This is a genomic window from Escherichia sp. 93.0816 (assembly GCF_013368855.2).
GTDB classification, from domain to species: Bacteria; Pseudomonadota; Gammaproteobacteria; order Enterobacterales; family Enterobacteriaceae; genus Escherichia; species Escherichia ruysiae.
This window is the reverse complement of record NZ_JABWNC020000028.1, coordinates 22,370-37,563: the sequence shown is the minus strand read 5'-3', so window position 1 is coordinate 37,563 and position 15,194 is coordinate 22,370. Positions and strand designations below refer to the sequence as shown.

The window sequence follows — 15,194 nt, the reverse complement described above, 5'->3', positions numbered from 1 at the left end:
ACTTTTAATCAATTGGTCGCAGGTTCGAATCCTGCACGACCCACCAATGTAAAAAAGCGCCCTAAAGGCGCTTTTTTGCTATGTGCGATATCCTTTCACGCTATCAAAGCATTAACCAACCTTTCCAGCGCCGGCGTCGCCTGTTGCTGTTCATAGACGATATACAGATCGGCTGGTATGCGTTCCTCTAACGGCCGAAATACCACGCCCGGCCAGCTCATTTGTGCATAGCTGTCCGCCATCAGCGTAACGCCCAACCCCATGCTGATCATCGCCAACACCGTTTGCGGCTCTACCGCTTCGCGAACAATCATGGGTGAAAATCCCGCATGTTGACAAACGCGCTGTAGAAATGCCCAGTCAGAATGAACTGAAGGTAGCGTCACAAAGTACTCATTACGTAATGCAGTTAGGGGAATAGCAGTTCTCGATGCCAGATGATGATCTTCCGGTATCGCCACCAGAAACGAGGATTTATGTAATCGCAGACTGGTAAATCCTGCTGTTGGTTCAATCGCCATCCGCCAGATACCCGCGTCCAGTTCACGCCGCTCGAGCAACGCCATTTGCATTCCTGGCGATTTTTCACGAAATGAGACGTGAACATTAGGACACTCTTTCAGAAATCGTCGCATCGCGGGGCGCATTCGCCCCCACATTGCTGTTCCCACTACGCCCAGCTCAATGCGCCCTGCTTCACCACGACCAATCTGTTCTACTCGAGCCAATGCCTGGCTGGCGTTAGCCAGTAGGCGACGTGACTCTTCCAGTAAAATTTTTCCCGCATGAGTGAGCGCCACACTGCGCGAATGACGAACAAACAGCAAAGTGCCCAACTGTTGTTCCAACTCTTTGATATGAATACTCAATGGCGGTTGCGACATATTGAGTCGCGCGGCTGCCCGCCCAAAGTGAAGTTCTTCTGCAACCGCAAGAAAATAGCGCAATAACTTGAGATCAATACGATGCGTACTTTCCATAAATATTGCGCTCCATACGGTATGAGTAAGGCTCCAAATCTAGCACATTGCAATCAGGGTCAACCCCGTTTACATCAGTGAGCTAATGATTTTTGTGCCATTTTTTCAGGTTCATGTTTATAACGGAAGAACAGGGCAAAGATCACCGCTAAGACCAGTGCATACGCAGCAAATACCAGCCAGATAGTTTGCCAGTCTTTCACTCCATCAACCGTAAAATAGTCAACCGCCATACCACTCAAAAGAGAGCCAATCCACGCACCAACGCCATTGACCATCGTCATAAATACCCCCTGGGCGCTGGCGCGAATACTGGAGTCCACTTCCTGCTCGACAAACACTGAACCGGAGATATTGAAAAAGTCGAAGGCACAACCATACACAATCATCGACAGCAGCAATAATACAAAGCCACCAGGTGACGGATCGCCATAAGCAAAGAAGCCAAAACGTAATGTCCACGCTACCATACTCATCAACATGACGGTTTTTATGCCAAAACGCTTCAGGAAGAATGGAATGGTAAGAATGAAGCCGACCTCCGCCATTTGCGAAACCGAGAGCAGAATGGAAGGATATTTCACCACGAAGCTATCAGCAAATTCAGGGTTACGGGCAAAATCATGCAGGAAAGGATTACCAAAGACGTTAGTAATTTGCAGCACCGCACCCAATAACATGGCGAATAAAAAGAAGATCGCCATACGCGGATTTTTAAACAAGACAAATGCATCTAATCCTAACTTACTGGAAAACGTTGTACTTGTTTTATGTTCCGCCACCGGTATTTTCGGCAGCGTTAACGCATAGACAGCTAATACTAAAGATGCACCAGATGCGATATATAACTGCACACTGCTCAACTCAAAATGCAATAAACTCACTAACCACATGGCGATAATAAATCCCACAGTGCCATAGACACGGATTGGCGGGAAACTGGCTACTGGATCTAATCCGGCCTGTGCCAGACAAGAATAGGAAACACTATTGGATAACGCAATTGTTGGCATGAAAGCCATCGCGTTAAGCAACATTACCCAGAACATCATGTTCGGCTCTGTAACGGATGCTGCATAAAAAAGCACCCCGGCGCAAATTAGGTGGCACAACATATAGGTACGTTCAGCCCGTAACCATTTATCGGCAATAATGCCCATAATGGCTGGCATAATAATAGCCGCAATACCTTTAGAACTGTATGCCATACCCACATCAGCCCCGGAAAAATGTAAGGTGTTTATCATGTAAGATCCGAGGGTAACTAGCCAACTCCCCCAGATAAAATATTGCAAGAAAGACATAACCTTTAAGCGCGTTGCGATATTCATTTTTATTTCCTTATCGCAGTGAGATGGCCCCATCCGCAGGGCCATCATTTATTATTTTCAGGCGATTTTGCGTAAGAATCCGCAAATCAGGTTAATAAAGTTTTGCCGGGATAATTCTGCTGCTGCCAGCGTTTGGGCATGTGACAATTTCACATCGCTTAAACCTTCAGCCATGTTGGTTATTGCTGACACGGCAACGACTTTCATTTCGCAATGACGTGCAGTGATCACTTCAGGCACTACAGACATCCCCACTACGTCACCGCCAATCATCTGCATCATGCGAATTTCTGCCGCAGTTTCGAAATTAGGCCCTGGATAAGAAACAAAAACACCTTCTGTCAGCGGAAAACTTTCTTCCTGCGCAACAACCTGTAAAACAGCGCGATAACCAGCATCGTAAGCGTTCGCTAATGAGAAAAAGCGTTCACCGAAGCGATCATCATTCAGGCCTGTCATCGGTGTGCCTGGCATCGTGTTGATGTGATCTTTCAGCGCCACCAGGCTCCCCGCCCCCACTTCTGGGCAAAGCGAGCCTGCAGCGTTAGTACAGAACAACAGTTCACAGCCCAGCAACTTGAAGGTTCGAATAGCATCAGTCATGACGGTCATTCCCCGCCCCTCATAAAAATGACCGCGACCTTTCATGCAGGCAACAGGTACACCAGAGAGCACACCGAGGATCAATTCTCCTGCATGACCGTGTACAGTGCTCACCGGAAACCCTGGCAAATCGGTATAAGAAATGGCAACTGCGTCTTCAATTTGTTCAGCTAACGCCCCCAGCCCCGAACCAAGAATAAACGCAACGCGTGGGGTAAAGTCTGGTTTGTGACGACGAATGATATCTGCGCAATACCACGGGTTTTGTGAAAAATGAGATTGGTTCATGGCAAGTCCTTGTAATAAACATTACTCGTTAAATATGAGTCATCATTTTTATAACGAAAAGAAGTCGTTAGTGACCAATACATTTATCATCAATATTCAATATAATTTTTAAATAGATCATACCATCCCCCTTCATGAAATATAGAAACTCGATATTTCGACAGAGAGATTTTATTTTTGCAGTTGATTTCAAAGTACAAAAAACTGATTATCAGGCAATCACTCACCTGATAATCAAGAAAAACACACAATTATACTTCTGCATTTCCAATCAATGTTTCAAGTTCTGCAAATGAATGTGCCACAGTTGATGACCAGGTAATCATTAAATTCAGATAATCGGTCGCCAGCGCAGACTGATATTTTTGTTGTTTGCTACAATAAATAATAGATTGCTGCCCTAACGCATACGCAATGCCATTCATAATACCGGTATCGACATTTGGTTCAAAGGTGTCTGAATAAAAAACGGCCTGTCTGGATCTTCTTAAGTTATCAATATCAGTCGCAATATCATTCATGTTGTCGCCAACGATAAATGTCTTCCCTGAACTAATGATCGCATCTTTGATATCCTCCAGTAATCCCCGAGAGGGTTCTGTATACATAAAATTAGGATCAAGATAATAATCATACTCAATGGGCAGTGGAGTTACCGGTATCGCTGGCGCAATCGTTGTGCCAAAGTCTGCGATTAAATTTTGTTGAAAAATTTGCAACGCACGATTAATGATGTCTGTCATTTGTTCACGATAGTTGCTGATACTGGCATCAGAATCAGACACTGAAACCACTTTTGCGACGTAGTTCATCAGCTTACTTATAGGGTAAAACTCTGAAGAATTACCAGATGCCCATAACAGAAAATCAGTCGTTACCAGATGAACCGGCATCCCTAAAGCCCATGCGTAGCCCACTTCCCACGCACAACCGGAATCATAGGTTCCACCATCAAAATAACCAATAACCCCAACGCTGTTGTCCATATTCGCGACATCGTTAACAAAAATCTCTTCTTCGCTGGAAGCACCGGCATCATCACGATAGGGAAGAAAAGTATGAATTAAAGGCGGTAGCAGGCCATCGTCAATCCATTGATCGATAATGTCATTTAAATTTAAAGCATCTAATCGCCAGGGTGCGCAATAAACCCGACACTGGTTATATAATTGATTTGCCATAATACCCTCTTTAGCTAATTAAAATAAAATATAAATACCGTTTTAGGCGTAATGACTGGAAGTCGTCGCTGCACCGTCATGTTTATATTTAAACAACACCATAAATGCGAGAGCAAGAACCAGTGAATATCCGGCAAATACCAGCCAAATAGTTGACCACTGTGGATTGCCATCCGTTGTTAAATAATCAACAACTTTGCCGCTAACAAAGCCACCCAGAATACAACCAAAACCATTAGCCATCATCAGGAATACGCCCTGAGCACTATTACGAATCGATGGATCAACTTCTTGTTCAACAAATACCGAGCCAGATATATTGAAAAAATCAAAGGCACAGCCATAAACGATCATTGAAAGAATTAATAGAATTGTACCGCCGAATGATGGATCGCCATAAGCGAATAAACCAAAGCGCAGCATCCAGGCAATCATGCTCATCAGCATGACATTTTTAATACCATATTTCTTCAGAAAAAATGGAATGGCAAGAATGAAACAGACTTCGGAAATCTGAGAAATCGATAACAGAATAGAAGCGTGGGTGACAACATAACTATTCGCAAACTCTGGAACACTTTCGAAGCTGTGTAGAAAGGTATTACCAAACATCCCGGTAATCTGTAACTCTGCACCGAGCAGCATGGCAAAGATAAAGAAAATAGCCATTTTTCTGTTTTTAAACAGTGTAAATGCACGCAGCCCCAGAACATCTATCATTCCTTGCGCCTGGTTAGATTTAGCCACCGGTACAACAGGTAATGTCAACGTAAACAGACTTAACCCTAACGAAGCCGCCGCGCCGATATACAATTGCATATGGCTTAATTCAAACCCCGCCAGACTCACCGCCCACATCGCAACAATAAATCCGATCGTTCCCCAGATGCGTATCGGCGGAAATTCACTCACAATATCCATCCCCGCATTTTGTATACGGTAATAGGATATCGTATTACTCAAACCAAGCGTTGGCATATAAACGAGAGAATTCAGTAAAATGACAATGAACATTGCCGAGGGTGTTGTGACTGATGCGGCGATAAATAATGTTACTGCGCCAAAAAAATGACAGGCGGCATAAATCCATTTAGCACTAATCCATTTATCTGCCACAATGCCAAATAATGTTGACGTTATTACTGCGGCAATACCTAGTGTACTGTAGACTGCGCCAATATCTTCTCCTTTGAAGCGCAGCGTAATAAACATATAAGAGCCAAATGTGTTCAGCCAACTTCCCCACAAAAAGAATTGCAGAAATGAAAGAACTTTTAACTGTAGTCTTAGATTCACTTTCTTCCCCTTCGATTTTGAGCCTCCTCTTTAAATATCCGGAATTTCATCAAATTTACCAATACTTTTTATCGTGATGATCAATTGCAATTTGATATCAATACTGAAAACATTCAGCTCGATACCTTGTCACTATGCAAGGATTATGTATTAGTTAGAGTTATTATTAGCCCAACAAAACAATAACGCCAAACAATCACAGGACAAATATATAATAAATTAATATTCATTGATTTTATTATTTGTGTGGGATATCTGATAACAGACCACGTCTGGTATTAAACCTGCCCCTGGCCACCAGGGTTTACCACACCGCGAATAATAAAGTAGGTAAAGTTTACCTTCAGAATGGCATTATCGATTAAATAGCGGTTCTAAAACCAGTTCTTATAATGCTAAAACCGCCATGAACATCAGCAGTAATAACCTCCCGTGATTTTTTCGATAGTCACCTGATTCTCTCGTCGAACGTCTTATTTGTCTCGTCCGGGATATCCTCCCCCGCTCTGCCAACCAGGCGAAGCGACTAACCTACTCACATCCATTACCGCGCACAAATTGTTAAGCAATTCAGTTTTATTTATCAATCAGAACAACGCACAATGAAAGCATCGATCATCTGGAGTCTTTATGAAACTTTTTCGTATCCTCGATCCTTTCACCTTAACCCTGGTCACGGTGGTGTTACTGGCTTCTTTCTTTCCGGCCAGAGGCGGTTTTGTCCCCTTCTTTGAAAATCTGACCACGGCAGCCATTGCCCTGTTGTTCTTTATGCACGGCGCGAAGTTGTCGCGAGAGGCCATTATTGCAGGCGGTAGTCACTGGCGACTGCATTTGTGGGTGATGTGCAGTACCTTCGTACTGTTTCCGGTTCTGGGCGTGCTGTTTGCCTGGTGGAAACCAGTAAACGTCGATCCAATGCTCTATTCCGGTTTTCTCTATCTTTGCATTCTTCCTGCCACGGTGCAGTCTGCAATCGCTTTTACTTCGATGGCGGGCGGTAACGTCGCGGCGGCCGTTTGTTCTGCATCAGCCTCCAGCCTGCTGGGTATTTTCCTTTCGCCATTGCTGGTTGGTCTGGTGATGAATGTTCACGGTGCAGAGGGCAGCCTCGAACAGGTCGGTAAGATTATGCTGCAATTGTTACTGCCTTTTGTGTTGGGGCATCTTTCTCGCCCGTGGATTGGCAACTGGGTGGCACGCAATAAAAAGTGGATTGCGAAAACTGACCAGACCTCCATTCTGTTGGTGGTCTATACGGCCTTCAGCGAAGCCGTCGTTAACGGCATCTGGCACAAAGTCGGCTGGGGATCGTTGCTGTTTATCGTGGTGGTCAGCTGCGTGCTGTTGGCTATCGTGATTGTGATTAACGTCTTTATGGCACGCCGACTAGGTTTCAATAAAGCGGATGAGATAACGATTGTCTTCTGTGGTTCGAAAAAGAGCCTGGCGAATGGCATTCCGATGGCGAACATTCTGTTCCCAACGTCAGTTATCGGTATGATGGTGCTACCACTGATGATTTTCCATCAGATCCAGCTGATGGTTTGCGCGGTGCTGGCGCGTCGTTATAAGCGCCAGACCGAGCAACTACAGGCGCAGCAGGAAAGCCACGCTGGGAAGATTTAAAGCGGTCGTTTCAGGGGCTGAACCAGTTGCGTCAGCCCCTCGGTTTTAATCAGCAGCGTGATTTGCATTAGCTCACCGAGTTTTCCCGCCGGGAACTCATCCTTGCGGGCAAACCACAAAAGATACTCTTCCGGCAGGTCGATTAAGCGACGCCCTTTATACTTCCCAAACGGCATTATCGTATTGGCTATTTCAATCAGCTGCTCTTTTTCCATCTCAGTTACCCAGCAAACGTAGCATTTCAGCTTCGTCGATCACTTCAATGCCCAATTCCTGCGCTTTCGCCAGTTTAGAACCTGCGGCTTCTCCGGCGATCACCAGATCGGTTTTCTTCGACACGCTGCCCGCAACTTTCGCGCCCAGTTCGACCAGGCGAGCTTTAGCGTCATCACGCGACATCTGACTTAAGCTACCGGTGAGCACCACGGTTTTACCGGCAAACGGACTGTCGATCTCTTCAGCGTTGATGACGACCGGCGCAGGCCAGCGAACGCCTTCCGCTAACAGCTCGCTGATGACATTGCGGTTGCTTTCTTCAGCAAAGAAGTTATGAACATGGGATGCAACGACAATTCCGACATCGGGAACTTTTTGCAGCTCTTCAATCGAGGCTGCTTCCAGTGCTTCCAGCGTGCCGAAATATGCCGCCAGACCTGCTGCGGTGGCCTCGCCGACTTCGCGGATGCCAAGCGCATAAAGGAAGCGGGCAAAGGTGGTTTCTTTCGCGTTTTCCAGCGCGTTCACCACGTTTTGCGCTGATTTCGGCCCCATTCTCTCCAGTCCGGTCAGTTTGCCTGCGGTGAGTTTGAACAGGTCAGCAGGTGTGTGGACATACTCTTTTTCGACAAGCTGGTCGATGATTTTGTCACCCATACCGTCAACGTCCATCGCCCGACGGGAAACAAAGTGTTTCAGTGACTCTTTACGCTGAGCGCCGCAAATCAGGCCACCTGTACAGCGGGCGACTGCTTCTCCTTCCACACGTTCAACATCAGAACCACATACCGGACAATGTGTCGGGAACTCTACGGCACGGGTATCTTCCGGGCGTTCAGAAAGCACGACGTTAACCACCTGCGGGATCACATCGCCAGCGCGGCGGATCACCACCTTATCGCCAATACGTAAACCAAGACGTTCGATTTCATCGGCATTGTGTAAGGTAGCATTGCTCACCAGCACGCCTGCAACATGTACAGGTTCCAGACGCGCAACGGGCGTAATAGCGCCAGTACGTCCAACCTGAAACTCAACGTCGCGCACGAAAGTCATCTGTTCCTGTGCCGGGAATTTAAACGCCACTGCCCAGCGCGGGGCACGTGAAACAAAGCCAAGCTGTTCCTGCTGCGCCAGTGAGTTGACTTTAATCACCACGCCGTCGATATCAAAGCCCAGCGTCGGGCGGTCTTCTTCAACTTTGTGATAAAACGCCAGCACCTCTTCTGCCGATTCACATAACGTGACACGATCGCTGACCGGTAATCCCCACTTTTTAAATTGCATTAAACGGCCAAGATGGGTGTCAGGCAGCTCGCCGCCTTCCAGTACACCAACGCCGTAGCAGAAGAAAGTGAGCGGTCGCTTCGCCGTGATACGTGGATCAAGCTGACGCAGCGAACCTGCCGCCGCATTACGTGGGTTAGCAAATACTTTCCCGCCCGTGCGTCGCGCCTCTTCGTTGATCTTTTCGAATCCAGCTTGCGGCAGGAATACTTCACCACGCACTTCCAGGCGCGCCGGGATATTCTCACCATGCAATTTCAACGGAATAGCGCGGATAGTACGGACGTTAGACGTAATGTCTTCTCCGGTGGTGCCATCGCCACGGGTCGCCGCACTGACCAGAACGCCATTCTCATACAGAATGCTGACGGCAAGACCATCCAGCTTCAGCTCACAGCACCAGGTGACTTTTTCGTTACTTTTCAGACGATCCAGTACGCGTTTGTTGAAGGCGAGAAAACTCTCTTCATCAAAAACGTTGTCCAGCGACAGCATCGGAACTTCATGACGAATCTGGCTGAAGGCTGCCAGCGGTGCTGCGCCTACGCGCTGGGTTGGTGAATCCGGGGTAATGAGTTCCGGATGTTTTGCTTCCAGCTCGCGCAGCTCACGCATCAGCCTGTCGTATTCAGCGTCGGGAATTTCCGGCGCATCCATCACATGATAAAGATATTCATGATGGCGAAGCGTCGTTCGCAGTTCTGTGAGTTGTCTTTCGATTGATTCCATATCGCACCATCAATGCTAAAAACCCCCGACAAGCGGGGGTTCGAAGAAGAGTTAATTTGCCTTAAGTGTATCAGGCGTTAGCGTCTTTCACTTCGCGGATGATGTCCTGATACTCGCGCAGTTTCTGCGGAGTCATCATACGGCGCTGATCGTCAAGAACCACGCCACCGACTTCATCAGCGATATGCTGCGCAGATTGCAGCATCAGCTTGAAGTTTTGCAGTTCATCACCATAAGACGGAACCTGCATAAAGATAGTGACGCCAGGAGTGGTGAAATCCTTCATTTCAGGATCGAATGTTCCCGGTTTCACCATATTCGCCAGGCTGAATAACGCAGGGCCACTGCCGTCCGGGCTAAGATGACGATGGTAAATATTCATATCGCCAAAGATGAAGCCCGCCTGCTGAATGCTGTTAAGAAGCAGTTCACCATTCAGCTCGCTACCGTGATGCGCCGCGACGTTCATAATGATCACCGCTTCTTTGCGCTTCGGCTTATCCGTGACTGGCGCCGGTTCATTTACAGGTTCAGGCTGCGGTGCCGCTACGGGTTCCGCAACCTGGAAAGCCTGCTGCGCTGGTTGGGGAGCTGGCTGCGTCGGTTGCGGAGCTGGCGGTACTTGCGAAACAACTGGCTGTTCAGGCTGCGGCTGGTAGGCCGGCTGCTGAACTGGCTGCGGTTGCTGAACCGGCTGCGCTGAATGCGGAGCATGTTGCGGCGATACCTGCGCTTCAGGCGGCTGCTGAACCGGTTGACGCGGCTGCGCAGACGCATAAGGCGGTTGGTACTGGTGTTGCGGCGACGGACGAGCAGCCTCATGCTCCTGGGCGTTAGCCGGGGCATGATTTACGCGGTGAACACGAACCTCACCAACGCCCTCATCATCTTCGACATCCTCGTCATAAGAATCGTCGTCACGTTTTGACTTCATTCGTTTTAATGGCCGATCGCGGAACATAGAAGATCGTTCTTTACGGCTGGTCCAGAAACCATGTACCAGTAAAGCGATTATGGCGATCGCGCCAACAATGATTAATATCAGACGCAAATCCTGCATCATTATATTCTCTGTTGTTCTAACACCTTGCCACCACGGCAAACATTTACTCACTAAGAGTATTTGCCGATTACCTCGAGTGCAAGTGCACTCTTAACTTTCACAGCACAAAGATAGATGAAATCGTGCTTTTTGCTGTTTTTTCGAACATATCCTAACTGTCCATTGCGCAATTAGTCGGTAAAATACGCAGAATTTTCCTGGGATTGGTCAAAAGGAGCATCTCCTGATTATGGTTTCAACATACACATCTTCCCCACGCAGCGGTTTTTACTATTTTGCGCAAGGCTGGAAGCTCGTCTCGCAACCCGGGATTCGGCGTTTTGTCATTTTACCTCTGTTAGTCAATATTTTGTTGATGGGAAGTGCATTCTGGTGGCTCTTTACCCAACTGGATGTCTGGATCCCATCATTAATGAGCCACGTGCCTGACTGGCTGCAATGGTTAAGCTATTTGCTGTGGCCTGTCGCGGTTCTCTCCGTGCTACTGATTTTTGGCTATTTTTTCTCAACTATTGCGAACTGGATTGCCGCGCCATTTAACGGTTTATTGGCTGAACAACTGGAAGCAAGACTGACAGGCGCTACGCCGCCGGATACCGGAATTTTTGGCATCATGAAAGATGTGCCGCGAATTATGAAACGTGAATGGCAAAAATTTGCGTGGTATTTGCCACGCGCCATCGTATTGCTGATCCTCTACTTCATCCCAGGCATCGGGCAAACCGTCGCGCCAGTGTTGTGGTTCCTGTTCAGCGCCTGGATGTTAGCCATTCAGTACTGCGACTATCCGTTCGACAACCACAAAGTGCCGTTCAAAGAGATGCGCACTGCCCTGCGCACGCGCAAAATCACCAATATGCAGTTTGGCGCATTAACGAGTCTGTTCACGATGATCCCGGTGCTCAACTTGTTCATCATGCCGGTGGCCGTCTGTGGCGCGACAGCGATGTGGGTCGATTGCTATCGCGCTAAACATGCATTATGGCGGTAACAATTTTCCGGTTGTTTTGTAAACTTTTTGTATGAAACAGGGGTGGCTTATGCCACCCTTATTCCATCTTGCAAGCCATTATTTCCCTTCTGCATATAGATATGCTAAATCCTTACTTCCGCATATTCTCTGAGCGGGTATGCTACCTGTTGTATCCCAATTTCATACAGTTAAGGACAGGCCATGAGTAAGATTTTTGAAGATAACTCGCTGACTATCGGTCACACACCGCTGGTTCGCCTGAATCGCATCGGTAACGGACGTATTCTGGCGAAGGTGGAATCTCGTAACCCCAGCTTCAGCGTTAAGTGCCGTATCGGTGCCAATATGATTTGGGATGCCGAAAAACGCGGCGTGCTGAAACCCGGCGTTGAACTGGTTGAACCCACCAGCGGCAACACAGGTATTGCTCTGGCTTATGTGGCAGCCGCTCGCGGTTATAAACTCACTCTGACCATGCCAGAGACAATGAGTATTGAACGTCGCAAACTGCTGAAAGCCCTGGGCGCAAACCTGGTACTGACTGAAGGCGCGAAAGGCATGAAAGGCGCGATTCAAAAAGCAGAAGAAATTGTCGCCAGTAACCCAGAGAAATACCTGCTGCTACAACAATTCAGCAACCCAGCGAATCCGGAAATTCATGAAAAAACCACCGGTCCGGAGATCTGGGAAGATACCGACGGTCAGGTTGATGTATTTATTGCGGGTGTCGGTACTGGCGGTACGCTGACCGGCGTCAGCCGCTACATTAAAGGCACCAAAGGCAAGACTGATCTCATCTCTGTCGCCGTTGAGCCAACCGATTCTCCCGTCATCGCCCAGGCGCTGGCAGGTGAAGAAATCAAACCCGGCCCGCATAAAATCCAGGGCATCGGCGCGGGCTTTATCCCGGCGAACCTTGATCTCAAACTGGTCGATAAAGTTATTGGCATCACCAATGAAGAAGCTATCTCTACTGCACGTCGTTTAATGGAAGAAGAAGGCATTCTTGCCGGAATCTCCTCCGGCGCGGCGGTTGCTGCGGCGTTGAAACTACAAGAAGATGAAAGCTTTACCAATAAGAATATTGTGGTTATTCTGCCATCATCGGGTGAGCGTTATTTAAGCACCGCATTGTTTGCCGATCTCTTTACCGAAAAAGAATTGCAACAGTAATGCCAGGTTGTTAAAAATGCGTAAAAAAGCACCTTTTCAGGTGCTTTTTTGTGGCCTACTTCAAATTTTAGCCTCTCCTGGCATTGATTCAGCCTGTCGGAACTGGTATTTAACCTGACTAATTATTTTGATGCGCGAAATTAATCGTTACAGGAAAAGCCTTAGCTGAATCGATTTTATGATTTGGTTCAATTCTTCCTTTAGCGGCATAATGTTTAATGATGAACGAAACGTCAGCGGTCAATACCCGCCAGCAATGGACTGTACAGAACACTTCGTGCGTCGCGTCTGTTAAAAACTGGCGCTAACAATACAGGCTAAAGTCAAACCGCCAGGCTAGACTTTAGTTCCACAACACTAAACCTATAAGTTGGGGAAATACAATGTTCCAGCAAGAAGTTACCATTACCGCTCCGAACGGTCTGCACACCCGCCCTGCTGCCCAGTTTGTAAAAGAAGCTAAGGGCTTCACTTCTGAAATTACTGTGACTTCCAACGGCAAAAGCGCCAGCGCGAAAAGCCTGTTTAAACTGCAGACTCTGGGCCTGACTCAAGGGACCGTTGTGACTATCTCCGCTGAAGGCGAAGACGAGCAGAAAGCGGTTGAACATCTGGTTAAACTGATGGCGGAACTCGAGTAATTTCCCGGGTTCTTTTAAAAATCAGTCACAAGTAAGGTAGGGTTATGATTTCAGGCATTTTAGCATCCCCGGGTATCGCTTTCGGTAAAGCTCTGCTTCTGAAAGAAGACGAAATCGTCATTGACCGGAAAAAAATTTCTGCCGACCAGGTTGATCAGGAAGTTGAACGTTTTCTGAGCGGTCGTGCCAAGGCATCAGCCCAGCTGGAAACGATCAAAACGAAAGCTGGTGAAACGTTCGGTGAAGAAAAAGAAGCCATCTTTGAAGGGCATATTATGCTGCTCGAAGATGAGGAGCTGGAGCAGGAAATCATAGCCCTGATTAAAGATAAGCACATGACGGCTGACGCAGCTGCTCATGAAGTTATTGAAGGTCAGGCTTCTGCCCTGGAAGAACTGGATGATGAATACCTGAAAGAGCGTGCGGCTGACGTGCGTGATATCGGTAAGCGCCTGCTGCGCAACATCCTGGGTCTGAAGATTATCGATCTGAGCGCCATTCAGGATGAAGTCATTCTGGTTGCCGCTGACCTGACACCGTCCGAAACCGCACAGTTGAACCTGAAGAAGGTGCTGGGTTTCATCACCGACGCGGGTGGCCGTACTTCCCACACTTCTATTATGGCGCGTTCTCTGGAGCTGCCGGCCATCGTGGGTACTGGTAGCGTCACTTCGCAGGTGAAAAATGACGACTATCTGATTCTGGATGCCGTAAATAATCAGGTTTACGTCAATCCAACCAACGAAGTTATCGATAAATTGCGCGCTGTTCAGGAGCAAGTTGCTTCTGAAAAAGCAGAGCTTGCTAAACTGAAAGATCTCCCGGCTATTACGCTGGACGGTCACCAGGTAGAAGTGTGCGCTAACATCGGTACTGTTCGTGATGTTGAAGGTGCAGAACGTAACGGCGCTGAAGGCGTTGGTCTGTATCGTACCGAATTCTTGTTCATGGACCGCGACGCGCTGCCAACAGAAGAAGAACAGTTTGCTGCCTATAAAGCAGTTGCTGAAGCGTGTGGTTCGCAGGCTGTTATCGTTCGTACCATGGACATTGGCGGCGACAAAGAGCTGCCGTACATGAACTTCCCGAAAGAAGAGAACCCGTTCCTCGGCTGGCGTGCTATCCGTATCGCGATGGATCGCAAAGAGATCCTGCGCGATCAGCTCCGCGCTATCCTGCGTGCCTCTGCTTTCGGTAAATTGCGCATCATGTTCCCGATGATCATCTCTGTCGAAGAAGTACGCGCTCTGCGCAAAGAGATCGAAATCTACAAACAGGAACTGCGCGACGAAGGTAAAGCGTTTGACGAATCAATTGAAATTGGCGTGATGGTGGAAACACCGGCTGCCGCAACAATTGCGCGTCATTTAGCCAAAGAAGTTGATTTCTTTAGTATCGGCACCAATGATTTAACGCAGTACACTCTGGCAGTTGACCGTGGTAATGATATGATTTCACACCTTTACCAGCCAATGTCACCGTCCGTGCTGAACTTGATCAAGCAAGTTATTGATGCTTCTCATGCTGAAGGCAAATGGACTGGCATGTGTGGTGAGCTTGCTGGCGATGAACGTGCTACACTTCTGTTGCTGGGGATGGGTCTGGACGAATTCTCTATGAGTGCCATTTCTATCCCGCGCATTAAGAAGATTATCCGTAACACGAACTTCGAAGATGCGAAGGTGTTAGCAGAGCAGGCTCTTGCTCAACCGACAACGGACGAGTTAATGACGCTGGTTAACAAGTTCATTGAAGAAAAAACAATCTGCTAATCCACGAGATGCGGCCCAATTTACTGCTTAGG

General features: G+C 47.7%; 13 protein-coding genes. 5 read left to right on the top strand and 8 right to left on the bottom strand.

Annotation, left to right across the window (positions count from 1 at the left end; all coding sequences use genetic code 11):
* Positions 1-95 precede the first annotated feature (95 nt).
* From HEM79_RS20265 to HEM79_RS20245, 5 genes are all read right to left on the bottom strand, one after another.
* Positions 96-980 (bottom strand): LysR family transcriptional regulator, encoded by an 885-nt coding sequence (locus HEM79_RS20265; RefSeq protein ID WP_176242376.1) that lies wholly within the window; start codon positions 978-980, stop codon positions 96-98.
* Positions 981-1,054: 74 nt separating this feature from the next.
* Positions 1,055-2,311, bottom strand: coding sequence for a nucleoside permease (locus HEM79_RS20260; protein WP_176242378.1), 1,257 nt, complete (start codon positions 2,309-2,311; stop codon positions 1,055-1,057).
* Positions 2,312-2,368: 57 nt separating this feature from the next.
* The gene (xapA, locus tag HEM79_RS20255) at positions 2,369-3,202 is read right to left on the bottom strand and encodes a xanthosine phosphorylase (protein WP_176242380.1); all 834 of its coding nucleotides are present in this window, start codon (positions 3,200-3,202) and stop codon (positions 2,369-2,371) included.
* A gap of 251 nt (positions 3,203-3,453) precedes the next feature.
* Positions 3,454-4,383, bottom strand: a complete 930-nt coding sequence (locus HEM79_RS20250) for a nucleoside 2-deoxyribosyltransferase (RefSeq protein WP_176242382.1) — start codon at positions 4,381-4,383, stop codon at positions 3,454-3,456.
* A gap of 42 nt (positions 4,384-4,425) precedes the next feature.
* Positions 4,426-5,679, bottom strand: coding sequence for a nucleoside permease (locus HEM79_RS20245; RefSeq protein ID WP_176242384.1), 1,254 nt, complete (start codon positions 5,677-5,679; stop codon positions 4,426-4,428).
* Between the two features lie 630 nt (positions 5,680-6,309).
* Here HEM79_RS20245 and HEM79_RS20240 point away from each other — a divergent pair.
* On the top strand, positions 6,310-7,308 hold the full coding sequence (locus tag HEM79_RS20240; RefSeq protein ID WP_000765628.1) for a bile acid:sodium symporter family protein: 999 nt from the start codon (positions 6,310-6,312) through the stop codon (positions 7,306-7,308).
* On the opposite strand, the gene HEM79_RS20235 is transcribed toward HEM79_RS20240, so the two are convergent.
* From HEM79_RS20235 to zipA, 3 genes are all read right to left on the bottom strand, one after another.
* The gene (locus tag HEM79_RS20235) at positions 7,305-7,523 is read right to left on the bottom strand and encodes a DUF3820 family protein (protein WP_000410201.1); all 219 of its coding nucleotides are present in this window, start codon (positions 7,521-7,523) and stop codon (positions 7,305-7,307) included. The genes HEM79_RS20240 and HEM79_RS20235 overlap by 4 nt on opposite strands.
* Position 7,524: 1 nt before the next feature.
* The gene (ligA, locus tag HEM79_RS20230; RefSeq protein ID WP_176242386.1) at positions 7,525-9,540 is read right to left on the bottom strand and encodes an NAD-dependent DNA ligase LigA; all 2,016 of its coding nucleotides are present in this window, start codon (positions 9,538-9,540) and stop codon (positions 7,525-7,527) included.
* 70 nt (positions 9,541-9,610) lie between these two features.
* Positions 9,611-10,603, bottom strand: a complete 993-nt coding sequence (gene zipA, locus HEM79_RS20225) for a cell division protein ZipA (protein ID WP_176242388.1) — start codon at positions 10,601-10,603, stop codon at positions 9,611-9,613.
* Between the two features lie 229 nt (positions 10,604-10,832).
* On the opposite strand from zipA, the gene cysZ reads away from it, so the two are divergent.
* The 4 genes from cysZ (at position 10,833) to ptsI (ending at position 15,162) form a co-directional block, all read left to right on the top strand.
* Entirely contained in the window at positions 10,833-11,594 is a 762-nt protein-coding gene (gene cysZ / locus HEM79_RS20220; protein ID WP_000255355.1) for a sulfate transporter CysZ, read from the top strand.
* Positions 11,595-11,777: 183 nt separating this feature from the next.
* Entirely contained in the window at positions 11,778-12,749 is a 972-nt protein-coding gene (gene cysK / locus HEM79_RS20215; RefSeq protein WP_000034402.1) for a cysteine synthase A, read from the top strand.
* A 383-nt stretch (positions 12,750-13,132) separates the two neighbouring features.
* Entirely contained in the window at positions 13,133-13,390 is a 258-nt protein-coding gene (ptsH, locus tag HEM79_RS20210) for a phosphocarrier protein Hpr (protein WP_000487600.1), read from the top strand.
* Positions 13,391-13,434: 44 nt separating this feature from the next.
* Complete coding sequence (ptsI, locus tag HEM79_RS20205) at positions 13,435-15,162, top strand: phosphoenolpyruvate-protein phosphotransferase PtsI (protein WP_000623129.1); 1,728 nt, start codon at positions 13,435-13,437, stop codon at positions 15,160-15,162.
* Positions 15,163-15,194: the final 32 nt, after the last annotated feature.

What these genes read in the sequence shown, in the direction of transcription:
- ligA (WP_176242386.1), bottom strand. Translation starts at nt 9,540, where the DNA reads ATGGAATCAATCGAAAGACAACTCACAGAACTGCGAACGACGCTTCGC.
- HEM79_RS20250 (WP_176242382.1), bottom strand. Translation starts at nt 4,383, where the DNA reads ATGGCAAATCAATTATATAACCAGTGTCGGGTTTATTGCGCACCCTGG.
- xapA (WP_176242380.1), bottom strand. Translation starts at nt 3,202, where the DNA reads ATGAACCAATCTCATTTTTCACAAAACCCGTGGTATTGCGCAGATATC.
- cysZ (WP_000255355.1), top strand. Translation starts at nt 10,833, where the DNA reads ATGGTTTCAACATACACATCTTCCCCACGCAGCGGTTTTTACTATTTT.
- HEM79_RS20235 (WP_000410201.1), bottom strand. Translation starts at nt 7,523, where the DNA reads ATGGAAAAAGAGCAGCTGATTGAAATAGCCAATACGATAATGCCGTTT.
- cysK (WP_000034402.1), top strand. Translation starts at nt 11,778, where the DNA reads ATGAGTAAGATTTTTGAAGATAACTCGCTGACTATCGGTCACACACCG.
- HEM79_RS20265 (WP_176242376.1), bottom strand. Translation starts at nt 980, where the DNA reads ATGGAAAGTACGCATCGTATTGATCTCAAGTTATTGCGCTATTTTCTT.
- ptsH (WP_000487600.1), top strand. Translation starts at nt 13,133, where the DNA reads ATGTTCCAGCAAGAAGTTACCATTACCGCTCCGAACGGTCTGCACACC.
- HEM79_RS20260 (WP_176242378.1), bottom strand. Translation starts at nt 2,311, where the DNA reads ATGAATATCGCAACGCGCTTAAAGGTTATGTCTTTCTTGCAATATTTT.
- HEM79_RS20240 (WP_000765628.1), top strand. Translation starts at nt 6,310, where the DNA reads ATGAAACTTTTTCGTATCCTCGATCCTTTCACCTTAACCCTGGTCACG.
- zipA (WP_176242388.1), bottom strand. Translation starts at nt 10,603, where the DNA reads ATGATGCAGGATTTGCGTCTGATATTAATCATTGTTGGCGCGATCGCC.
- ptsI (WP_000623129.1), top strand. Translation starts at nt 13,435, where the DNA reads ATGATTTCAGGCATTTTAGCATCCCCGGGTATCGCTTTCGGTAAAGCT.